This is a genomic window from Sphingomonas sp. SP5 (assembly GCF_058313455.1).
This window is the reverse complement of the sequence record NZ_JBZFLF010000002.1, coordinates 267,515-289,970: the sequence shown is the minus strand read 5'-3', so window position 1 is coordinate 289,970 and position 22,456 is coordinate 267,515. Positions and strand designations below refer to the sequence as shown.

General features: G+C 68.5%; 19 protein-coding genes. 6 read left to right on the top strand and 13 right to left on the bottom strand.

Annotated elements, in window-relative coordinates:
- Nucleotides 1-31 precede the first annotated feature (31 nt).
- From AC4GY7_RS05140 to AC4GY7_RS05125, 4 genes are all read right to left on the bottom strand, one after another.
- The gene (locus AC4GY7_RS05140) at nt 32-835 is read right to left on the bottom strand and encodes a transglutaminase family protein (protein WP_491112311.1); all 804 of its coding nucleotides are present in this window, start codon (nt 833-835) and stop codon (nt 32-34) included.
- Nucleotides 835-1,770 (bottom strand): alpha-E domain-containing protein, encoded by a 936-nt coding sequence (locus tag AC4GY7_RS05135; protein ID WP_491112801.1) that lies wholly within the window; start codon nt 1,768-1,770, stop codon nt 835-837. The genes AC4GY7_RS05140 and AC4GY7_RS05135 overlap by 1 nt, the downstream gene beginning before the upstream one ends.
- A 145-nt stretch (nt 1,771-1,915) precedes the next feature.
- Nucleotides 1,916-3,406 carry a circularly permuted type 2 ATP-grasp protein gene (locus tag AC4GY7_RS05130; RefSeq protein WP_491112309.1) on the bottom strand — a complete coding sequence of 497 codons (1,491 nt, stop codon included), beginning with the start codon at nt 3,404-3,406 and terminating at the stop codon, nt 1,916-1,918.
- Nucleotides 3,407-3,516: 110 nt separating this feature from the next.
- Nucleotides 3,517-5,568, bottom strand: a complete 2,052-nt coding sequence (locus AC4GY7_RS05125) for a protein-disulfide reductase DsbD family protein (RefSeq protein ID WP_491112308.1) — start codon at nt 5,566-5,568, stop codon at nt 3,517-3,519.
- 46 nt (nt 5,569-5,614) lie between these two features.
- Here AC4GY7_RS05125 and AC4GY7_RS05120 point away from each other — a divergent pair, with 46 nt between their 5' ends.
- Nucleotides 5,615-7,267 (top strand): alkaline phosphatase family protein, encoded by a 1,653-nt coding sequence (locus tag AC4GY7_RS05120; protein WP_491112306.1) that lies wholly within the window; start codon nt 5,615-5,617, stop codon nt 7,265-7,267.
- Nucleotides 7,264-8,340 carry a sialidase family protein gene (locus AC4GY7_RS05115; protein WP_491112305.1) on the top strand — a complete coding sequence of 359 codons (1,077 nt, stop codon included), beginning with the start codon at nt 7,264-7,266 and terminating at the stop codon, nt 8,338-8,340. Before AC4GY7_RS05120 ends, AC4GY7_RS05115 begins: the two co-directional genes overlap by 4 nt.
- Before the next feature lie 51 nt (nt 8,341-8,391).
- On the opposite strand, the gene AC4GY7_RS05110 is transcribed toward AC4GY7_RS05115, so the two are convergent.
- Nucleotides 8,392-9,318: a right-handed parallel beta-helix repeat-containing protein gene (locus AC4GY7_RS05110; RefSeq protein ID WP_491112303.1), complete on the bottom strand. Its 927-nt coding sequence runs from the start codon at nt 9,316-9,318 to the stop codon at nt 8,392-8,394.
- Nucleotides 9,319-9,502: 184 nt separating this feature from the next.
- On the opposite strand from AC4GY7_RS05110, the gene AC4GY7_RS05105 reads away from it, so the two are divergent.
- A complete protein-coding gene (locus AC4GY7_RS05105; RefSeq protein WP_491112302.1) occupies nt 9,503-10,711 on the top strand; it encodes a cation:proton antiporter in 1,209 nt (402 codons plus the stop codon).
- A 111-nt stretch (nt 10,712-10,822) separates the two neighbouring features.
- On the opposite strand, the gene metH is transcribed toward AC4GY7_RS05105, so the two are convergent.
- The 4 genes from metH to AC4GY7_RS05085 all read right to left on the bottom strand — a co-directional run bounded on the left by metH (nt 10,823) and on the right by AC4GY7_RS05085 (nt 16,767).
- Nucleotides 10,823-13,495 (bottom strand): methionine synthase, encoded by a 2,673-nt coding sequence (metH, locus tag AC4GY7_RS05100; protein WP_491112301.1) that lies wholly within the window; start codon nt 13,493-13,495, stop codon nt 10,823-10,825.
- Nucleotides 13,496-13,648: 153 nt separating this feature from the next.
- Complete coding sequence (locus AC4GY7_RS05095) at nt 13,649-14,695, bottom strand: homocysteine S-methyltransferase family protein (protein ID WP_491112299.1); 1,047 nt, start codon at nt 14,693-14,695, stop codon at nt 13,649-13,651.
- A gap of 153 nt (nt 14,696-14,848) precedes the next feature.
- Nucleotides 14,849-15,793, bottom strand: coding sequence for a methylenetetrahydrofolate reductase [NAD(P)H] (gene metF, locus AC4GY7_RS05090; RefSeq protein WP_491112298.1), 945 nt, complete (start codon nt 15,791-15,793; stop codon nt 14,849-14,851).
- Complete coding sequence (locus AC4GY7_RS05085; RefSeq protein WP_491112297.1) at nt 15,790-16,767, bottom strand: ArsR/SmtB family transcription factor; 978 nt, start codon at nt 16,765-16,767, stop codon at nt 15,790-15,792. The genes metF and AC4GY7_RS05085 overlap by 4 nt, the downstream gene beginning before the upstream one ends.
- A 99-nt stretch (nt 16,768-16,866) precedes the next feature.
- On the opposite strand from AC4GY7_RS05085, the gene AC4GY7_RS05080 reads away from it, so the two are divergent.
- The 3 genes from AC4GY7_RS05080 to AC4GY7_RS05070 are packed head-to-tail and all read left to right on the top strand — an operon-like array spanning nt 16,867 to nt 18,394.
- Nucleotides 16,867-17,217, top strand: coding sequence for a hypothetical protein (locus AC4GY7_RS05080; RefSeq protein WP_491112296.1), 351 nt, complete (start codon nt 16,867-16,869; stop codon nt 17,215-17,217).
- A 26-nt stretch (nt 17,218-17,243) separates the two neighbouring features.
- Complete coding sequence (locus AC4GY7_RS05075; RefSeq protein ID WP_491112294.1) at nt 17,244-17,447, top strand: hypothetical protein; 204 nt, start codon at nt 17,244-17,246, stop codon at nt 17,445-17,447.
- Nucleotides 17,444-18,394 (top strand): aldo/keto reductase, encoded by a 951-nt coding sequence (locus AC4GY7_RS05070; RefSeq protein ID WP_491112293.1) that lies wholly within the window; start codon nt 17,444-17,446, stop codon nt 18,392-18,394. The genes AC4GY7_RS05075 and AC4GY7_RS05070 overlap by 4 nt, the downstream gene beginning before the upstream one ends.
- A gap of 64 nt (nt 18,395-18,458) precedes the next feature.
- Here AC4GY7_RS05070 and AC4GY7_RS05065 read toward each other — a convergent pair whose 3' ends face one another.
- From AC4GY7_RS05065 to AC4GY7_RS05050, 4 genes are all read right to left on the bottom strand, one after another.
- Nucleotides 18,459-20,051: an isocitrate lyase gene (locus tag AC4GY7_RS05065; protein WP_491112292.1), complete on the bottom strand. Its 1,593-nt coding sequence runs from the start codon at nt 20,049-20,051 to the stop codon at nt 18,459-18,461.
- Between the two features lie 137 nt (nt 20,052-20,188).
- A complete protein-coding gene (locus tag AC4GY7_RS05060; protein ID WP_491112291.1) occupies nt 20,189-21,574 on the bottom strand; it encodes a helix-turn-helix domain-containing protein in 1,386 nt (461 codons plus the stop codon).
- A gap of 224 nt (nt 21,575-21,798) precedes the next feature.
- On the bottom strand, nt 21,799-22,179 hold the full coding sequence (locus AC4GY7_RS05055) for a type II toxin-antitoxin system death-on-curing family toxin (RefSeq protein ID WP_491112290.1): 381 nt from the start codon (nt 22,177-22,179) through the stop codon (nt 21,799-21,801).
- Nucleotides 22,176-22,427, bottom strand: a complete 252-nt coding sequence (locus AC4GY7_RS05050; RefSeq protein WP_491112289.1) for an AbrB/MazE/SpoVT family DNA-binding domain-containing protein — start codon at nt 22,425-22,427, stop codon at nt 22,176-22,178. Before AC4GY7_RS05050 ends, AC4GY7_RS05055 begins: the two co-directional genes overlap by 4 nt.
- Nucleotides 22,428-22,456 lie beyond the last annotated feature (29 nt).

Genomic DNA, 22,456 nt, shown 5'->3' with positions numbered 1-22,456 from the left:
GGTTAACCGCAGTCCGGCGGAGGCACCCCGTTCAACGCGCCGCCGACACCTTGACCGCGACGTCCAGTTCCTCCTCGCCCTCGCCCAGTCGCGATCCCGCCACCGGCGCAGCGCCTGACGCATCGAGGGCGGCGGCGACGCGGACGCTTTCCTCCTGCGGCGAACGGCCGGTGCAAGGATCGAAGCCGACCCAGCCGAGTCCGTCGACATGCGCCTCCGCCCAGCCGTGCGGCGTCGGGCGCAAGGATCCCTCGACGATACTGTAGCCAGACACGTAGCGGGCGGGCACGCCGAGCGAGCGCGCGGCCACCGCGAAGATCTGCGCCAGATCGCGCGACGTCGCGGCGGGACGGTGGAACGCGTCGGCAGCGGACAGGCCGGGCTGCGGCCGCGCGCGATCGAGGGTGAAGCGGCCGTTGAGCGCCTGGTTGAGCCGATGGAGCGCACCGATCGTGCCGTCCGCGCCCGCCGCGACCTCGTGCGCGAACGCGGCGATGGCGGCATCGCGCGGCGTCGCGTCGGTCGCGCGGAGGAACACCGCGGGCGGCAGCGCCTCGTTCACGCCGCGCACCACGCCGTCCGAATGGCTGGTCAGCACCTCGCCGCGGACGGCGATCTCGATGTCGTGGATCGGCCCTTCGGCATAGAGCATGGTGACCGCATTGCCGAAGCCGTCGCGGCCGCGGCGCATCGTCGCGTCGCAATCCACGTCGATCCGCCAGCGCGCCACCGTCTGGTCGTGGCTGTTCTCCGGCGTCATGCGCAGCATCTGGACGAGCCGGCTCTGCGCCTCGCTGAAGCGGTAGACGGTGCGGTGATCGATCGAAAGGCGCATCAGCTGAACCGGAACTGGCGGCCGATCGCATCGTGCAACTGGCCGTTTTCGCGGATGAAGGCTTGCAGATACTGGTGAAGGCCGCCGGCGATCACCTCGCCGGAGCGGGTGCGCGCCAGGCGGGCGGCACGCATGCGGGCCATCCGATCCGCCTCGCCATGGCTGCCGGTCCGCTCGGCGAGCAGGCCGAGCACGTCCACCGTCGTCTCCGCCGAGGCGACGAGGCTGCGCGGCAGCTCGCGGCTGGCGGTGAGCAGGTCGATGACGTTCGCCGGGGTCAGCCCGTCCGAATAGAGCCAGCGATAGGCGGTGACCGCCGACACGGTCTGCAGGATCGTCGTCCACTGGTCGCGATCGACGACGCCGCCGACCGCTTCGCCGGCGGGCAGCAGGATGTGGTATTTGACGTCGAGCAGCCGCGCGGTGTTGTCGGCGCGCTCCACCGCCTGGCCGAGGCGGATGAACCAATGCGCCTGGTTGCGCAGCATCTGGTGGACGGCGCCCTCGAAGCCGCGCGTCTCGTTCTTCACCGCCTCGACCAGGCGGAGGGTCTGCGCGGTGTCGCCGACATGGGCGCGCCGTTCGAACACCAGCCAGGCGCGGTTGATCGCCGTCCACGCCTCGCGGCTCAGCGCGGTGCGCACCGCCTTGGCATTGTCGCGCGCGCGGTCGAGGCAGCGGATCACCGAGCCGGGATGGCTGGTGTCGAGGGTGAGGAAGCGGACGACGTCGGCCTGGGTCAGCGCGCCACCGCTCAGCGCGAAATCCGCCTCGGTATCGGTGACCGCGATCGCCGAGGACCAGGCGACCTCCCCCGCCGGCCGCGCGGACATGACGTCGAGGCGGACGGTCGCCTCGATCAGCCGCGCGAAGAAATCGGCCCGCTCCAGATAACGGCCGAGCCAGTAGAGCGACGACGCGGTACGCGAGAGCATCATGCGAAATCCTCCCCGGCACGGGGAGGGGGACCAGCGAAGCTGGTGGAGGGGAGCTTCCGCATGGGATATCGCTGGTGGAGAGCCCCCTCCACCAGCCTGCGGCTGGTCCCCCTCCCCGTGCCGGGGAGGATCAAGAACGCCCTCATGCCGCACCTCCCTGGCTCTGGGTCATGCCGCCGAGGCTCTGGCTCTGCCGCATCCCCTCCGCGCGGAGCACGAAGCTGTCCTTGGTGCCGCCGCCCTGGCTGGAATTGACGACCAGCGATCCTTCCTTCAGCGCGACGCGGGTGAGGCCGCCGGGCACCACCTCCACGCCCTTCGATCCGGTGAGTACGAAGGGGCGGAAATCGACGTGGCGTGGCGCAAGGCCGCTGTCCGCCAGCGTCGGCACGGTGGATAGCGCCAGCGTCGGCTGGGCGATATAGCGATGGGGTTCGGCGACCAGCGCGGCGCGAAATGCCTCGATCTCCGCCTTGCTCGCGGTGGGGCCGACCAGCATGCCGTAGCCACCCGATCCGTCGACCAGCTTCACCACCACTTCGTCGAGATGATCGAGCACGTAGCGGAGCGCCTCCGGCTCACGGCAGCGCCACGTTTCGACGTTGGGCAACTTCGCCTCGCCGCCCGAATAGAAGCGGACGATTTCGGGCATGTAGCTGTAGATCGCCTTGTCGTCGGCGATGCCATTACCCGGCGCGTTGATGATCGCGACGTTGCCGGCGGCATAGGCAGCGATCAGGCCGGGCACGCCGAGCATCGAATCTGGGCGGAAGACGAGCGGATCGAGGAAATCGTCGTCGACGCGGCGGTAGATCACGTCCACCCGAACGCGGCCCGCGATGGTGCGCATCCACACCTGATCGTCGTCGACCACCAGATCGGCCGCCTCGACCAGTTCGATCCCCATCGAATCGGCGAGGAAGCTGTGTTCGTAATAGGCGGAATTGTAATGGCCCGGCGTCAGCACGACGCAGGTCGGCTGCGCGCCCCGGCCGTGCGGCGCCACCGACTTCATCGTCGCGAGCAGCCGGTCGGGATAGCTGTCCACCGGCTCGACGCTGTAAGCGCGGAACAGTTCGGGGCAGAGCCGCACCATCGCCTCGCGGTTCTCCAGCATGTAGCTGACGCCGGAGGGCGTGCGGGCGTTGTCCTCCAGCACGAAGAACTGGTCGGGACCTGTGCGTACCAGGTCGATTCCGCAGATATGCGCCCAGATTCCGTGCGGCGGGCGCATGCCGGCGATCTCCGGCCGGAACTGCGGATTGCCGAGGATCAGATCCTCCGGCAGCACGCCCTCCTTGAGGATGCGGCGGTCGCCGTAGATGTCGTCGAGGAAGGCGTTGATCGCCTCGACCCGCTGCACCAGTCCTTCCGACAGGCGCGACCATTCGTCGGCGAGGAAGACGCGCGGCACGATGTCGAACGGGATGATCCGTTCCCGCGCGTCGGTATCACCGTAGACGGCGAAGGTGATGCCGAGCTGGCGAAAGGTCGCTTCGGCCGCTTCCTGGCGACGGCGGAGTTCGGCGTCGGGCGTGTCTTCGAGCCATTTGCCCAAGGCCGCCAGTGCGGGACGCGGCGGTATATCGCCCGTCATGCCCATGATCTCGTCGAACGCCGGTCGTTTCCCCATCGGAACGGTTAAAGCCCCCCGCATGATGCAAGTTCCATGCTGCGGGCAATCGCTGCACTGCACAAGGGATCATTTTGGGACAGCGTCGGGAGCAGGTCCCCGCCAGGGACCTATTTCAGACCCGCCAGCATCCCCGGTGTCAGCACCTGCGGCAGCACCTGCGGTTCCGCGGCCCCCGGCGCATAATAGAGGTACAGCGGGACGCCGGCACGATTGTGCGCCTGGATGAACCGGCCGAGGACGGGATCGCCATCGGTCCAGTCGCCGACCAGCACCGCCACCTTGTGCTTCGCGAACGCCGCGCGCGTCGCCGCGGTGTCGATCGAAGAGGCTTCGTTGACCTTGCACGACAGGCACCAGTCGGCGGTGAAATAGGCGAACACCGGCCGCCCTTCCTTGCGCAGCGCGGCGAGTCGCGCTTCGCTGAACGCGGTGCCGTCTACCTTGGCGGGGCGGGCGGCGGCGCCGGTCAGGGTTGCGGCAAGCGCCGCCGGCGCCAGCAGCACGGCCAGCGCCACCGCCCAGCCGAAGCCGCTCCCACGCCGCTGGCGACGGCCGCCGAGGCTCAGCAGCAGGCCGGTCGCGACCAGCGTCAGCAGCCCGACGATCAGGCCGGTCGTCCCTGCTTGCCGCCACGCCAGCCACAGCAGCGCCAGCACGGTCAGCGCCATCGGCACGGCGAGGATGCGGCGGAACCGCTCCATCCACAGCCCCGGCCTGGGCAGACGCCGCCGCAGCGCCGGCACGAAGCCGATGGCGATGAACGGCAGCGCGAGCCCCAGCCCCAGTCCGGCGAACACCGCCAGCGCCGCCGGCCACGGCAGCACCAGCGCCGCCCCCAGGGCCGCGCCCATGAACGGGCCGCTGCATGGCGTCGCGACGAAGGCGGCGAGTGCGCCGGTCGCCACCGATCCCGCCGCACCGCCGTGGCTGGCGAAGGCCGGCACCGGCACCTCGAACCGCCCGGCGAGGTTGAGCGTGATCGCGAACGTCAGCGCGATCAGCAGCACGACGATGCGCGGGTCCTGCAACTGGAACGCCCAGCCGACCGCCGATCCGCCCGCCCGCAACGCCAGGATCAGCGCGCCGAGCCCGACGCACATCAGCACCGCGCCCAGCGCGTAACCGAGGGCATCGATCCGCGCGGTCCGTTCGCTGTCGCCGCCACCACGCGCGAGGTGCAATGCCTTCAGGCTGAGGATCGGAAAGACGCAGGGCATGATGTTGAGGATCAACCCGCCGAGCACCGCCCCCGCGAAGGCGAGCAGCGCCGCCTGCCAGCCACTGCGATCGGTCGGCAGCGTCACGGCGCCGGCCGTGGCCTTGATCGTCAGGCCGAGATCGGGGCCGATGCGCAGCACGCCGGCGATCGGCCCTTTCGGCGTGCCATCGGTGGCGATCAGCAGGCGGTCGCCGTCGCGGGTCACCGTCTGCGGCGCGGCATAGCGGACCATATCGGGGCCGAACGGGAAGAAGGCCGGGTTGTCGACCTTTGCCGCCGCCGGCAGCGGCACGGCGATGACGAGCTTGCCATCCTTCACCTGATAGGTGCCGGCCGCATCGAGCGGTTTGGGAATGGCCGCACGCCAGCGATCGAAATCGGCACGATGCGCGGGCGTACCGTCGCCGATCGTCAGGTCGAGGCTGAGATCCTGCGTTTCGGGCACGCAGATCGTGTCGGTGCAGACCAGATAGTTGATCGCCAGCCGGACCGGCAGCGGCATGCCCTTGGCCAGTCCATCGGGCACGTGCAGCGTCACCAGCGGCGCATAAGGCGCCTCGTAGACGTAGTTCATCAGGCCGGCGACGAGCAATGTCGTCGGTACGGGCCATTGCGGCTCGGCATCGACGCGCGCGCCCTTGGGCAGCGTCCAGGCGAAGGACGGCGCGAAGCCGGCATCGCCGGGATTGCGCCAATAGCCGTGCCAGCCCTGTTCCGGCCGGGTATCGATCGCCAGCGTCACCGCCTGCCCCGGGCGCGGCGCATCGGTGTCGGCGACCAGCCGCATGGCGAGGTGCTTGGGGCCATTCGCCGGCGCAAGGTCGGCCGCCGCCGCCTGTGCCCACAGCGCCGCGACCAGCGTCATCACCACGCAACACAGCGCGCGCATCGCCCCGATCGTCCGATACGCCATCCGATTTGCCGTCCTTGCCCGTTCCATCGCCCGCCGTCATAGCGACCCCGGCCCCGCAACACGAGTGTCCCCGATGAAAGCGCTGATCGCCGCCCTCCTGCTCGCCTCCGCCGCATCAGCAGTATCCGCACAACAGGCCCCGGCTCCGGCTCCCGCCGCCCCCGCCCCGGCCCCGACCACGCCGCCCAGGCTGATCGTCGTCATCTCGGTGGACCAGTTCTCCGCCGATCTGTTCCAGCAATATCGCAACCGCTTCACCGGCGGCTTCACCCGCCTGCTGGGCGGCGCCGTGTTCCCCTCGGGCTATCAGAGCCATGCGGCGACCGAAACCTGCCCCGGCCACTCGACCATCCTCACCGGCATGCGTCCGGCGCATACCGGCATCGTCGCCAACAACTGGATCGACCAATCGGTCGCGCGGGCCGACAAGACGGTCTATTGCAGCGAGGACGAAACCGTTCCGGGCACCGACCACGAACATTACGTGGTCAGCGACAAGCATCTGAAGGTGCCGACGCTGGGCGAGATGATGAAGACCGCGCGGCCCGCGACGCGCGTCGTTTCGGTGGCGGGCAAGGATCGCGCCGCGGTGATGATGGGTGGCCACAAGGTCGACGAACTGTGGTGGTGGGATGGCAAGACCTATTCGTCCTACGCCGGCCGGGCCGTGCCACGCGCGGTGCAGCGCGGGCGCGACGCGGTCGCCGCGTTGATCGCCCGCCCGCAGGAGCCGCTGCCGCTGCCCGCCTATTGCCAGGCGCTCGACCGGCCGATCACGGTGGCGGGCAAGGTGTTCGGCCAGGGCCGCTTCGCGCGCGAGGCCGGCGACCTCAAGGGCTTCCGCGCCTCGCCGGCGAGCGACGCCGCGGTGTTCGCGATCGCCGCCGGGCTGATCCAGGACATGAAGCTGGGCCGGGGGCCGGAAACCGATATCATCGATATCGGTGCGTCGGCGACCGACTACATCGGCCATTCGCTCGGTACGCAGGGCGCCGAGATGTGCATCCAGATGGACCAGCTCGACCAGACGCTCGGCAGCTTCTTCGCGACGCTCGACAGCTGGGGCCTCGACTACGAGGTGGTGCTGACCGCCGATCATGGCGCGCACGACATGACCGAACGGCAGCAGCAGCGCGCCATGCCGATGGAGGAACACGTCCACGCCGACACGTCGATCACGGCGATCGACGCGCAGATCACCGCGGCACTCGGCATCAAGGGGCCGGCGCTGATCGGTGCCGAGGGCGACGTCTATCTGGCGAAGGACCTGCCGGCGCGCTTGCGCCCGCGCGTGCTCGCCGAGGCGCAGAAGCGCTTCGCCGCCATGCCGCAGGTCGCCGCCGCCTTCACCAAGGCGCAGATCGCCGCGCAGCCGATCGCCACCACGCCGCCGGAAACCTGGACGCTGCTGGAACGCGCCCGCGCCTCGTTCAACCCGCAGGTGTCGGGCGACCTGCTCGTCCTGCTGAAACCGCGGGTAACGACGATCGAGACGCCGAAGCCCGGCTATGTCGAGACGCACGGCTCGCCGTGGGATTACGACCGCCGCGTGCCGATCCTGTTCTGGCGCAAGGGGATGGCGGGGTTCGAACAGCCGCTGTCGGTGGAGACGGTCGACATCGCACCGACGCTCGCCGCGCAGATCGGGCTGCCGGTGAAGGGGCTGGACGGCCGCTGTCTCGACCTCGATCCCGGTGCGGGCGACACGTGCGCGGCAACGCGGTGAGAACCGCGCGGACCTTTCTGTCTTGCGTCCTCGCCGTGTCGTTCACCGCCGGTGTCCCTGCACTCGCGCAAAGGCCTGCGGCAGTCGTCACGTCCGAGTTCGTCGATCCCGCCCCGCCCTATCCGCAGGCGCATGCCTCGACGCTGGTCGAACTCGGCAACGGCACGCTGGCGGCGGCATGGTTCGGCGGCAGCGGCGAAAGCCGGCCCGATGTTCGCATCTGGTTCGCCCGGCGCGGCAAGGCCGGCTGGGACAGGCCGGTGCCGGTCGCCGACGGGCGCAGCCCCGACGGCAAGGTCTACCCGACGTGGAACCCGGTGTTGTTCGCGCCGCCGGGCGCGCCGCTGCAGCTGTTCTACAAGGTCGGTCCGTCTCCGCGCGACTGGTGGGGCATGGTCATCACGTCTACCGACGACGGCCGGCACTGGAGCCCACCGCGCCGTCTGCCCGACGGCATCCTCGGCCCGATCAAGAACAAGCCGGTGGTGACGCCCGGCGGCACCTGGCTGTCACCGTCGAGCCGTGAGGAAGGGACGCCGGAGCGCAACCACTGGTTCCTGCGGATGGAACGCTCCACGGACCGCGGCGCGACCTGGCAGGCGGGCGCCCCCATCGCCTCGCCGATGGGGATCGAGGCGATCCAGCCGAGCGTGCTGACCTTTCCCGACGGCCGCCTCGAACTCGTCGCGCGGACGCGGCAGGGCGCACTGGCGATGAGCTGGTCGCGCGACGATGGGCGGACATGGTCGCCGCTCGCCGCGATCGACCTGCCCAATCCCAACAGCGGCACCGACGCGGTGACGCTGAAGGACGGACGGCAGCTGATCGTCTACAACCATAGCGCGCATCGACCGGATACGCCCGGCAACGGCCCGCGCTATCCACTCAACGTCGGGCTTTCCGATGACGGCATCCGCTGGCGCAACGTGCTGACGCTGGAGGCCAGGCCGATGCCGGACGGCTATGCCTATCCCGCCGTGATCCAGACGCGAGACGGGCTGGTCCACGTCACCTACACCTGGAACCGCACGCGCATCCGCCACGCGGTGATCGACCCGCGGCGGCTGCGCTAGGCCGTTCTTCGCACCGCCCCGGGAAGCCTAAGTGACGAGCAAGGCTCGTCCCTACCGCGTCTCGAACATCCGGATGCCCGGCCCCAGCCGGTTCGCGCCGACCGCCAGGCGCTGGTGGCTGAGGTCGGCGACGAAGGCGGGGTTGCCGGGGGCGCCGGGGGCCATGCGCGCGTCATTGTCCTCAATGCGCAGGCCTGCCGAGGGAAAGGTGCGGTTCTCGGCAGCGACGACGATCAGGCCGCTGGCGTTCTCCTTGCCCTTGCCTTGCACGAAGGTGTTGCGCGCGATCAGGCCGCGGGCGCCGTCGGGCAGGTCGATCATGTAATTGGTCTTGCGACCGGCGGTATCGTCGAAGCTGTTGTCGGTGATCGTCACGTTGGGGACGCGCAGCTTGACGTAATGGCCGCCGGTGCCGCGCTCGAAGCGGCAATTGGTGATCGTCACCTGCCCCTTGTTGCCGAGGTAGACGGCGTGGGAGCAGTTCACCGCCTCGTCGCACTGGCCGAGGCCCGAGAAGGTCGAATGGTCGATGGTGATCCGCTGGCCGGTCGGCTCGCCGCCGAGGATGCCTTCCTGGCTGTCGAGGAACATCGCGTTGGTGACGGTGAGGTCGCCCATCTCGGCGCGAATGCCGGCGCCGTTGCCGTCGGAGACGCTGTAGCCGCGGAAGACGAGGCCATCGACCGCCGATCCCTGGCCGCGCAGCACCAGTGCCGCTTTGTCCTCGCACGTTTCCTTCTCGAAGATCGCGGTGCCCGGCTGCACGGCCTTGAAGGTGATGCGGCCGCCCTGCTGCACCGCGCACTGGCGATAGACGCCGGGCGCGATCAGGATCGTCGCCGTCCCCATCCTGACCGACGACACCGCCTCCTGCAGGTCGGAAAAGCCCTGCCCGGTTTCGGCGACGGTGAAGGGCATGCCGCTTTGCGCAAAGGCAGGAGCGGCGATAAGGGCAAGGGCGAGGAGCGCGCGGGTCATGGCCCGTCCTGCCCCTGCCCGCCGCCGCCGGGCCAGCCGGATTCGCGGTTAATGCGACCTGGTCCGGCGCCAAGGCCTTACCGTCCCTGCCCTTTGTCCCGGTATGAGCCATTCCGCCGATTGCGCGCCCGCCCGACGCTCGGCTAGGCTCGGCCCCGAAACGCCCGGGGGGGATCGACACACGATGCACGCCATGTCCGCGACGGAGGTGTTCCTCCTCGCCATTCTCATCATCTTCACCGTTCCCTGGCTGATCTGGCGGGTCGGGCGGACCGATTACTGGGCGCCGCTGGTCGTCGTGCAGATCATGGGCGGCATCCTGCTCGGGCCGGGGGTGCTCGGCGCCGTCTTCCCCGATTACTACGCCTTCGTCTTCGCACCGGCGACGCTCTCCGCGTTGAACGGCATCGCCTGGTGGGCGGTGATGCTGTTCGTGTGGGTGGCCGGGCTGGAGCTCGACGTGGGCGAGGCATGGAAGCGGCGGCGCGAGACGGGGGTCACCGCCGGCCTCGCGCTCGGCGTGCCGCTGCTCGCCGGCAGCCTCGCGGCGCTGTTCATGCTCCGCTATCCCGGCTGGCGCGGGCCGGAGGGCGCGGGGTGGCAGGTGGTGCTCGGCATCGGCATGGCCTGCGCGGTGACCGCGCTTCCCATCCTCGTGCTGCTGATGGAAAAGCTTGCCATCCTGCGCGCGCCGCTCGGCCAGCGCGTGCTGCGCTACGCCAGCCTCGACGATATCGCGATCTGGGGCGTGCTGGCACTGATCCTGCTCGATTGGGAACGCGTCAGCCGGCAGGGCGGCTTCCTGGTCGGCTTCGCCATCGCCACCTGGGCGATCCGCAAGCTGATGCGCATGCTGGCCGAGAACGACCGCTGGTACGTCGGGCTGATCTGGCTGGCGCTGTGCGGCTTCGCGGCGGACTGGGCCGGGCTGCACTTCATGGTCGGCGCGTTCCTGGCGGGCGCAGTGCTCGATGCGCATTGGTTCGGCGAAGACCGCATGGACCGGTTCCGGCAGATGCTGCTGCTGGCCGTGATGCCGGTCTATTTCCTGTCGACCGGCCTGAAGACGCAATGGGGCGTCGGCGGCGCCACGGTGTTCGCCGCCGCCGCGCTGCTGCTCGCCGCCTCGGTCGGCGGCAAGCTCGCCGGGATCGGCATCGCCGGCCGCATCCTCAAATGGCCCAGGAGCGACATCAAGGCGATCGGCTGGCTGCTCCAGACCAAGGCGCTCATCATGATTATCTTCGTCAACATCCTGTTGGACAAGAAGATCATCACCAACGAGACGTTCACCGCGCTGCTGCTGATGGCGATCGCTAGCACGATGATGACGATCCCCGTCGTCGCGCCGATCCTCCGGCGCGATCCGGGGCTGGCGAAGCGGGGGTTCTGAACGCCCCCCGTCATTGCGAGCATAGCGCGGCAATCCAGGGCCGGACCATGACGCCCTGGATTGCCGCGCTACGCTCGCAACGACGAACTGGAGAGGGCGCTATTGCCCCATTCAGTCCAGGTTCGGCCTCAACCAGCGCTCCGCCTGCTGGATCTCGACACCGCGACGCGCCGCATAATCGGCCACCTGATCCTGCCCGATCCGCGCGACGCCGAAATATTCCGCCTGGCCGTGACCGAAGTAGAAGCCGCTGACCGCCGCGGTCGGCAGCATCGCGAAGCTTTCGGTGAGCTCCAGCCCCACGTTGGCTTCCGCATCGAGCATCGCGAACAGCGTGCGCTTCAGCGAATGCTCGGGGCACGCCGGATAGCCCGGCGCCGGGCGGATGCCGCGATATTGCTCGCGGATCAGCGCCTCGTTGGTCAGCTGCTCGTCCGGCGCATAGCCCCATAGCACGCGGCGGACGTGCGCGTGCAGCGCTTCCGCGAAGGCCTCTGCCAGGCGGTCGGCGAGCGCCTTCAGCAGGATATCGTTGTAGTCGTCGTTATCGGCCTTGTAGCGCGCGAGATGCGGCTCGATGCCGTGGATGCCGACCGCGAAGCCGCCCATCCAGTCGCCGGCCGGATCGATGAAGTCGGCGAGGCACATATTGGCCCGCCCTTCGCGCTTGGCGATCTGCTGGCGCAGGAACGGCAGGCGGACGCTCTCCTCGCCGGCGCGATCGAGGCTGGGGATATGGAAGCCTTCCGGAATGCTCGCGCCGTCGGGGCTGCGATGCGCTTCGTGGTGGCGGGTGTGGACCCACACATCGTCGTCGTGGCGATGGCACGGCCATAGCCCGGCGACGCCGCGCGCGGTCAGCCATTTCTCCGCGACGATGCGGTCGAGCATCGCCTGCGCATCCTCGTACAGGCCGCTCGCGCTGGCGCCGACCACGTCGTCGGTGAGGATGGCGGGAAAGTTGCCGGCAAGCTCCCACGCCCGGAAGAACGGCGTCCAGTCGATATACTGGCGCAGGTCGGCAAGGTCCCAGTCGTCGAACACGTGAACGCCGGGCTGCGCCACCGGCGGTGCCTTCAGCGCCATGTCCGCCGTGAAGCCGCGTGCGCGCGCCTCGGCGAGCGGCAGCAGGTCGTTCTGCCCCTTGCCCGCGCGCGCATCGCGCACCTTCTGGTAATCGGCGGCGACGCCTTCGACATAGGCATCGCGCTGCGTGTCGCTGACCAGCGTCGTCGCGACGCCGACCGCGCGGCTCGCGTCGAGCACATGGACGATCGGTCCGTCATAGGCCGGCGAGATGCGCAGCGCGGTATGTACCTTGGACGTGGTCGCGCCGCCGATCAGCAGCGGCATCGTCATGCCCGCCCGCTTCATCTCCTCGGCGACGGTCACCATTTCATCAAGGCTCGGCGTGATGAGGCCCGACAGGCCGATCATGTCGGCATCGTTCTCGTTCGCCGCCTCCAGGATCTTCGACCAGGGCACCATCACCCCCAAATCGACCACCTCGAACCCGTTGCACTGGAGCACGACGCCGACGATGTTTTTGCCGATATCGTGCACGTCGCCCTTGACGGTGGCGAGCACGATCCGCCCCTTGCCCTTCGCGCCCGGCTCCTTCGCTGCCTCGATGAACGGCAGCAGGTGCGCCACCGCCTTCTTCATCACGCGCGCCGATTTCACCACCTGCGGCAGGAACATCTTGCCGCTGCCGAACAGGTCGCCGACCACGTTCATGCCGTCCATCAGCGGGCCTTCGATCACCTCGATCGGGCGCGCGAACGCCTGGCGGCATTCCTCGGTATCCTCGACGACATGCGCGTCGATGCCCTTGACCAGCGCATATTCGAGCCGCTTGACGACATCGAGCCCGCGCCATTCCGCCGCTGCCTTCTCCGCCACCGCATCGGTGCCGCGGAAGCGTTCGGCGAGCGCGACCAGCCGGTCGCCCGCCTCGGGATCGCGGTTGAGGATGACGTCCTCACATGCGGTGCGCAGCTCGGGATCGATCGTGTCATAGACGTCGAGCTGGCCCGCATTGACGATCCCCATGTCCATGCCCGCGGGGATGGCGTGGTAGAGGAACACCGAATGCATCGCGCGGCGCACCGGCTCGTTGCCGCGGAAGCTGAAGGAGAGGTTCGACAGGCCGCCGGAGATATGGACGTGCGGACAGCGCGCCTTGATCTCCCGGCACGCCTCGATGAAGTCGACGCCGTAATTGTTGTGTTCTTCGATCCCCGTCGCCACCGCGAAGATGTTGGGGTCGAAGATGATATCTTCGGGCGGGAAGCCGATGCCCATCAGCAGGTCGTAGGCGCGCGCACAGATCTCCACCTTGCGCGCCTGCGTGTCCGCCTGCCCGCCTTCGTCGAACGCCATGACGACCACCGCAGCGCCATAGGCCATGCAGCGCCTGGCGTAATGGAGGAACGATTCCTCGCCTTCCTTCATGCTGATCGAATTGACGATCGGCTTGCCGCTGACGCATTTCAGCCCCGCCTCGATCACGCTCCATTTCGAGCTGTCGATCATGATCGGCACGCGTGCGATATCGGGCTCGGCGGCGATCAGCTTGAGGAAGGTGGTCATCGCATGCTCGGCGTCGAGCAGCCCTTCGTCCATGTTGACGTCGACCACCTGCGCGCCGTTCTCGACCTGGCTGCGCGCGACCTCGACCGCGCGGGTATAGTCGCCGGCCATGATGAGCTTCTTGAACGCCGCCGAACCGGTGACGTTGGTGCGCTCGCCGATGTTGACGAACTGGGCGGAGGAGTTGGTCATCGTTTCTTCTTCAAATCCTCCCCGGTACGGGGAGGGGGACCGCTCGGCGAAGCCGAGGGGTGGAGGGGGCTCTCCACCAGCGATATCGGATGTGGAGAACCCCCTCCACCATGCTGCGCATGGTCCCCCTCCCCGTGCTGGGGAGGATTTCGGCTAGGCCGCCATCGTGAACGGCTCCAGTCCGGCGAGCCGCGTGCGCACCGGCGGCGTCGGGATGCTGCGCGGCGCAACCCCCCGCGCCATGTCGGCGATCGCCCGGATATGCGCCGGTGTCGATCCGCAGCAGCCGCCGAGCACGTTGACCTGGCTCCCTTTCGCCCATTCGCCGACCAGGCCGGCGGTCGTCGCCGGTTCCTCGTCATAGGCGCCCAGCTCGTTGGGCAGGCCGGCGTTGGGGTAGACCATGATGAGCGTGTCGCAGATATCCGACAGCGTCTTGACGTGCGGGCGCAGCTGCTCCGCCCCGAACGAACAGTTGAGTCCGATCGTCACCGGCCGCGCATGCCGCACCGCGTGCCAGAACGCCTCCACGGTATGACCCGACAGGTTGCGCCCGGAAAGGTCGGTCAGCGTCATCGACAGCATCAGCGGCAGGTCGCGGCCGAGCGCGTCGGCGGCCTCCAGCGTCGCCATGATCCCCGCCTTGGCGTTCAGGGTGTCGAAGACGGTTTCGATCAGGATGAAATCAGCGCCGCCTTCGACCAGAGCGTCGATCTGTTCGCGATACACGTCCTTCAGGTAATCGAAATCGATCTCACGGTAGCCGGGATCGTTGACGTCGGGGGAGAGCGACAGCGTCTTGTTGGTCGGGCCGATCGCGCCGGCGACGAAGCGTGGGCGGCCGTCGCGCGCGGCATATTCGTCGGCGATCCGGCGCGCTATCGCCGCGCTCTCGACGTTGATCTCGCGCACCAGATGCTCGGCGCCGTAATCGGCCTGACTGATGCGGTTGGCCGAGAAGGTGTTGGTTTCGGCGATATCCGCCCCCGCCTCGAAATAGGCGCGATGGATGGCGGCCGGCACCTCCGGCTTGGTGAGTGCCAGAATGTCGTTGTTGCCCTTCTGGTCGTGGGTCAGGCCGAGGCTGCCGGCGTAATCCGCCTCGGTCAGTTTCCAGTTCTGGATTTCCGTGCCGAACGCGCCGTCCGTGATGAGGATGCGCTTGGCGGCTTCGGCCAGGAAGGTGTCGCGAATGGTCATTTGACTTCCAAATCCTCCCCGGCACGGGGAGGGGGACCGCTCGGCAAAGCCGAGGGGTGGAGGGGGCTCTCCTCACACGATGCCGCCAGTGGAGAGCCCCCTCCACCAGCCTTCGGCTGGTCCCCCTCCCCGTGCCGGGGAGGATCACGATCGCTACGCCGCCGCGGCCGCCGCACTCACCGGCTTCGCGCGCACGCCGAGCAGGTGGCAGATCGCGAAGGACAGTTCGGCCCGGTTGAGCGTGTAGAAATGGAGAGACTTGACGCCGCCCGCATACAGCTTGCGGCTCAGTTCCGCCGCCAGCGTCGCGGCGATCAGCTGGCGCGCGGCGGGATGATCCTCCAGCCCGTCGAACAGCCGCGCCATCCACGCCGGCACCTCGGTGCCGCACATCGCGCTCATCCGCACGACGCTGGCGAAATTGGTGACCGGCATGATCCCCGGCACGATCTCGGCGGTGATCCCCGCCGCCGCCACCTTGTCGCGATAGCGGAAGAAGGTTTCGGGCTCGTGGAAGAACTGCGTGATCGCGCGGGTCGCGCCCGCATCCAGCTTCGCCTTGAGATTGTCGAGGTCGGCATCGACGCTGAGCGAATCCGGATGGCATTCGGGATAGGCCGCGACCGAGATCTCGAACGGGTGCAGCCGCTTGAGGCCGGCGACCAGCGCCGCCGCATTCTCATAGCCGCCGGGATGGCTGGCGAACTTCTGCCCCTGCGCCGGCGGATCGCCGCGCAGCGCGACGATGTGGCGCACGCCCGCCGCCCAATATTCCTCGGCCACCTGGTCGATCTCCGCCTTGGTCGCCTCGACGCAGGTCAGGTGCGCGGCGGCGGCGAGGCTGGTTTCGCGCTGGATGCGCGCCACCGTCGCATGCGTGCGCTCGCGCGTCGATCCGCCCGCACCATAGGTGACCGAGACGAAGCTGGGGGCGAGCGGTTCGAGCGTGCGCACCGCGTCCCACAATTGCTCCTCCATCTTCTCGCTCTTGGGCGGGAAGAACTCGAACGACACGTCGAGGTCGCCGGCCACGTCCGCATAGAGCGGTGCCTTGAGGGCGATCTGCGCCTCTTCCAGCTGGTTCACCGAGATCGTCATGCCGCTTTCACCTCACGCAAATTGATACCCGGCCCTTCGACCCGGCGCAGGACGGACTTCACGCCGAGCCACAGAGTCACCGTCAACTCTCCACCCTGCAACGTCTCGGTCCGGGCAAGGGCAAGACCGGCATTGTCGAACCAGCCCGCGATCTGCTCGTCGGCGAAGCCCAGCCGCGTATGCGCATCGCGCTGGCGCAGGTCCTCGCGATCGTGCGGGGCGAAATCCGCGATCAGCAGCCGCCCGCCCGGCGCCAGCACCCGCGCCGCCTCGGCGATCGCCGCACCCGGCTGCTGCGCGAAGTGGAGAACGTGGTGCAGGATCGCGACGTCCGCCGCGCCATCCGCCATCGGCAGCGCGTACAGGTCCGCTTGGCGCAATTCGGTATTGGGCCGGTCGTGCAGCTTGGCGCGGGCGAGACGCAGCATCTCCGACGAGCGATCGATGCCGAGCGCGCTGTCCGCCTGGGCGCCGAACAGTTCGAGCATCCGCCCGGTGCCGGTGCCGATATCGATCAGGCTGCCGAGCGGCCCTGCCCCCAGCACGCCGGCCATCGCCGCCTCCACCTCGCTCTCGGCGACGTGCAGTGAGCGGATCGCATCCCATTCGTCGGCATGCCCTTCGAACCAGGCGGCGGCACTCGCGGCCCGATCGGCGCGCACCGCGGCGAGCCGCGCGACATCGGCGAGCGCCCAGTGATCGGGTTCGGCCCGGCTCCACTGGTCGATCGCCGCGGCGACGGGGGCGGTCGCCGCCGCACGGCCGAGCGCGACGAACACCCAGCTGCCTTCCTTGCGGCGTTCGGCAAGGCCGGCATCGCACAGGATCTTCACATGCCGGCTGACGCGCGGCTGGCTTTGCCCCAGCACCTGCGCCAATTCGCCCACCGACAGCTCCATCGAGCGCAGCAGCGAGAAGATGCGCAGCCGCGTCGCATCGGCAAGAGCACGGAAGATGTCGAGCGCCAGGGTCATCGCGCTTCAACATATAAAGATATCTTTATATGGGGTCAACGCGGACCCGAAGCGCTTATCCTGCGTTTGCGCGAGGTTGAGTCATCAAGGGAGAAACCTATGAAACGCCTGCTGATCCTCGCTGCGCCGCTGGCCATCGGCCTTGCCGCGTGCAGCCAGAATGCCCAGGACCAGACGGCGCAGGCGGGCAATGCGATCGCCGCCGACACCGAGGCGACGACCCGCAACGCGGTGAGCGATGTCGATGCCGCCACCGATCGCGCCTTCGGTTCGGCCGAACGCCACCTCGACAATGCCGGCGACGATATCGCGCGGGCGAGCGACAATGCCGGTGCCCGGATCGATCGCGGCGCCGACCGCGCCGGCGCGGCGATCTCCAACGCCGCCGATCGCGCCGCCGACGCGACGGGCAACACGCTCGAACGCGCCGGACGTGCGCTGAAGGATTGATCTTCGGATCGATCGGGGGAAGGTCCGTGGCCATGCAACGTGTCATCGCCGCACTGGGCCTTCCCCTGATGCTCCTCGCCACCCTTCCCGCCTGTTCGCCGGGGCGCAGCGACGATCCCGGTGCCGTTTCGGCCGACGAGGCCGCACAATTGAACGACGCCGCCGCGATGCTCGATGCCAACAGCGTCGATCTCGATGCCGTCACCTCCAACGATACGGACGACCGATGACCGACCTGCGCCGCCTGGGCTCCACCGACCTTCGCATCGCGCCGCTGGTGCTCGGCGGCAACGTGTTCGGCTGGACCGCCGACCGGCAGGCGAGTTTTGCCGTGCTCGACGCCTTCGTCGCTGGCGGCGGCACGATGATCGACACCGCCGACGTCTATTCGGCCTGGGTCGATGGCCATGGCGGCGGCGAATCGGAAACGATGATCGGCGAATGGCTGAAGACGAGCGGCAAGCGCGACGAGGTGCTGATCGCGACCAAAGTCGGCATGCTGCCCGGCGAGGGCGGCGAGAAACTGGCCCCTGCCCGCATCGCCGCCGCGGCGGAAGCGTCGCTGCGCCGCCTCGGCACCGATCGGATCGACCTCTATTACGCCCATCAGGATGACGAGTCGGTGCCGCAGGAGGCGGTGCTGGACGCGTTCGGCCGGCTGATCGACGCCGGCAAGGTGCGGGTGATCGGCGCCTCCAACTTCCATGCCGGCCGCCTCAAGTCGGCGGTCGATGCCGCCAAGGCGAGCGGCCTGCCGCGCTATCACGTGCTGCAACCCGAATATAACCTGGTCAGCCGCCACACGTTCGAAGGCGAGTTGCAGGATTATTGCGTCACCGAGAATATCGGCGTGCTGCCCTATTATGGCCTCGCCTCCGGCTTCCTCACCGGCAAGTATCGCAACCGCGACGACCTGAACCAGAGCGTGCGCGGCGGCCGCATGGGCGATCTGCTCGAGGGCAAGGGCGCGGCGGTCCTCGCCGCGATGGACGATGTCGCCGAAGACACCGGCGCCACCCATGCCCAGATCGCGCTCGCCTGGCTGATCGCCCAGCCCGGCGTCACCGCGCCGATCGCCAGCGCGACGCGGGTGGAGCAGGTCGAGGACCTGCTGCCCGCGATGACCCTGGCGCTGAGCAAGGAGCAGCTCAACCGGCTCGACGCCGCGGGGGCCTGACCCTCAGTCGCCGTCATCCCCGCCTGCGCGGGGATGACCACGGGGAGGCTAGCGCCCCTCCCCTTCAGGCCGCGAACTGGTTCATCGTGTTGTGTGCGCCGCCCGCCTTCAACGCGGCCTCGCCGGCGAAATAGTCCTTGTGGTCGTCGCCGATGTCGGAGCCGGACATGTTCTGGTGCTTCACGCAGGCGATGCCTTCGCGGATCTCGCGGCGCTGCACCTCCTTCACATAGCCGAGCATGCCCGCCTCGCCGAAATAGTCGCGCGCCAGCGTGTCGGTGGACAGCGCCGCCGTATGATAGGTGGGCAGGGTGATGAGATGGTGGAAGATGCCGGCACGTGCGCTCGCATCCTTCTGGAAGGTGCGGATGCGCTCGTCGGCTTCGTCCGCCAGCGGCGTGCCGTCATAGTCGGCGCTCATCAGCCGCGCACGATCATAGCCCGACACGTCCTGCCCCGCCTCGGTCCAGGCATCGTACACCTGCTGGCGGAAGTTGAGCGTCCAGTTGAAGCTGGGTGAGTTGTTGTAGACGAGCTTGGCGTTCGGCACGACCGCGCGGATGCGATCGACCATCCTGGCGATCTGTTCGATGTGCGGCTTTTCCGTTTCGATCCACAGCAGGTCGGCGCCGTTCTGCAGGCTGGTGATGCAATCGAGCACGCAGCGATCCGCCCCGGTACCCTCGCGGAACTGGAACAGGTTCGACGGCAGGCGCTTGGGTCGCAGCAACCGGCCCTCGCGCGCGATGAGAACGTCGCCGCTGCCGATATCGGTCGCCTCGACGGGTTCGCAGTCGAGGAAGGCGTTATACTGATCGCCGAGGTCGCCCGCTTCCCTGGAATAGGCGATCTGCTTGGTCAGGCCCGCACCCAGCGAATCGGTGCGGGTGACGATGATGCCGTCCTCCACGCCCAGTTCGAGGAAGGCGTAGCGGCAGGCGCGCACCTTGGCGAGGAAGTCCTCGTGCGGCACGGTGACCTTGCCGTCCTGATGGCCGCATTGCTTTTCGTCGCTGACCTGGTTCTCGATCTGCAGGGCGCAGGCGCCCGCCTCGATCATCTTCCTGGCCAGCAGATAGGTCGCCTCGGCATTGCCGAAGCCCGCGTCGATATCGGCGATGATCGGCACGACATGGGTTTGGTGCGTATCGATGGCGTGGCTGATCCGCTGCGCCTCGACCTCATTGCCTGCCTCGCGCGCCCTGTCGAGATCGCGGAACAGCAAGCCGAGTTCGCGCGCATCGGCCTGGCGGAGGAAGGTGTAGAGCTCTTCGATCAGGGCGGGGACGCTCGTCTTTTCGTGCATGGACTGATCGGGCAGCGGACCGAACTGGCTGCGCAGCGCGGCGACCATCCAGCCGGACAGGTACAGGTAGCGGCCCTGCGTGGTGCCGAAATGCTTCTTGACCGCGATCATCTTCTGCTGGCCGATGAAGCCGTGCCAGCAACCAAGCGACTGGGTGTAGGCCGCGGGATCGGCGTCATAGGCCGCCATGTCCCTCCGCATGATCGCGGCGGTGTAGCGCGCGATGTCCAGGCCCGTGCGGAAACGGTTCTGAAGCTGCATGCGCGCGACAGCCTCCGCATCGATGCCGCCCCATGTCGGCTGCCCGCCGATGAGCTGGTGGGCGCCGCCGATCTGCTGCTGGTAGGTCATGGTCACGTCCCTCGCTGGTTCCGATGCGAGGCGGTGTATAGAAAATGACAGCCGATTCGACGGCGCGCGGCCGATAATCGGAGTGCACTTGTCACACTACCGGCGTTATCTCTGTGCGGTTGTAACTTTTCCTACAATCAATCTCCGGCAAAGGTGAAGCCAGACACGCCGCGGTCGCGCTCGTTGATGAGCAGGGCGCGGCCGGTGGGGGGCGCCGAACGCTGCGGGCAATCGGTCCGGTGGCAGGCGCGGCAGCCGAGGCCGATCGGCGTCGCATCGCCCCGCAGGTCGACGCCGCGCGCCACCGCCAGCGCGCCGCCCAGGTCCGCCGCCACGCCGAGCCCGACGGCGAACTCCGCCAGCACGCCGCCATAGCGCCGCCGCTGCGGCGTCACGGTGCGCGCGATCGTCAGCCAGCGCGCGCCATCCTCCAGCTCGACCAGTTGCACCGCCAGCGCACCGGGCCGGTCGAAGGCGTGATGCAGCCGCCACAGGGGACACCGCCCCTCCGCCTCGGCGAGCGGCGAGACGCTCGCGCCGGAGAAGCGCTTCGAACATTGTCCGGCGCGGTCGATCCGGATGAGGAAGAACGGCAGGCCGCGCGCGCCGACGCGGTGCAGCGTCGTCAGCCGATGCGCGACCTGTTCGAAGCCCGCGCCGAAGCGGCGTTGCAGCAGCTCGAAATCATAGCCCGTCGTCTCGCACGCCCGCAGGAAGCGCGCGTAGGGCATCATCACCGCCGCGGCGAAATAGCTGGCGAGGTGGCGGCGGAACAGCCGCTCCGACGAACGATCGGCGAACCCCGCGCCCTTGGCCAGCGCCTCGATCTCCGCCCGCGCCTCGATCTGCGCCAGCTGGTAGGCGGCGGCAAAGGTGCGCGAGGCGGAATCGAGCGTTTCGCTCAGCTGCAACTGCCGCGCATGCAGGTCGAGCCGGCGCAACAGATCGGGCATCACGTCGACGGGCAGGATGCGGATGGTCAGCTGGTGCTTGACGCGCAGCCGCTCGGCGATCGCGCCATAGAGATCGCCCGCCCCCAGCCGCAGTTCGTCGGCCAAGGCCTCCGCCATGCCGTCGAGGTCGGCGAAATGGCCGCGCCAGCGCTCGATCTCGCGCCGCACCTCGGCCACGGGGTCGACATGGTCCGCCCCGCTGCCGCCGCCCGCGCCGAGCCGGTCGTAGGTCCGCGCGAAGGCTTCCGCCCCGCCCGGCGCGCCGGCGAGCCATTCGCCCACTTCGTTGCGGTCGATCTCCAGGTCGGCGAATATCGGGTCCGCCAAGCGGCGGCGCATCGCCGCCTCGCCGCCGCCGGGTTCGCCGGCGGTCAGCGCCCGCGGATCGAAGTCGAACGATTCGGCGAGCTTGACGAGCAAGGCTGCGGACAGCGGCCGCTGGTTGCGCTCGACGAGGTTGAGGTAGCTCGACGAGATCGCCAGCGCCTCCGCCATCGCCGCCTGGGTCAGGCCTGCCTGCCGCCGCAGCCGGCGCACGGCATGGCCGGCAAACAATTTACGCTCCGCCATCACTGTCTCCCCCTCCCGTTCGAATGTCCGGTACGGGGCGTCTTGTCAATTCCTTACAGCATGACGGAACGGAGTGTCAGCGTGTGGACACGGTGACTTCACCCGGTTGCGCCGCGCTGCTGACGACGGCTGCGGACAGCCGCTAACCGATGGCCAGAGAGTTTCCTGGGGAGGAAAGGTGGCCGCCGGCGTCCTGTACGCCGGCGGCCATTCCCGTTCCGGACTCACGCAATGTGCGCGCGGAACCAGGCGGCGAGTGCTGCCGTATCCATGTCCCCCGCCGCCAGCGCCAGGAACGTCACGACCAATTCGACATTGGATGCGTTCAGCACATAGCCGTTGAGCAGCAGGAACGTTTCGCTCACCACCAGCGCGGTACGCTTGTCACCGTCGACGAAGGGATGATTTCGCGCGATCCAGAATGCGTAGCTGGCCGCAAGGTCCGCCACATCCGGTTCGCCATAGGCCAGCAGGTTGAGTGGACGAGCAAGCGCGCTCTCCAACATCGATCGATCGCGCAATCCAGCGGCGCCGCCATGTTCGGCGAGCTGTTCGTCATGGGCGGCAAGCGCCACCTCGATATCGACCCAGATCCATGCGGTCATTTGGCAAGTTCGCGCAACGCGTCACGCCGTCGCCGCATGACGTCGCGGGCCACGGCCATCTGCTCGGCAAATCCCGCATCATGCTTGCGCAGGAACAAGCCGTCGGGCTTGGCGACGACATCGATCGTGCCGCCCTGCTCGACGCCCAGCTTGGCGAGCAGGTCCTTGCTGAGGATGACGCCCTGCGAATTGCCGATCTTGATGACGCGCAGTTCCTGGGCGGGCTTGATGTCGGCTGACTTGTTCATACACCAGTTATAACATCGCCGCGGGAGCC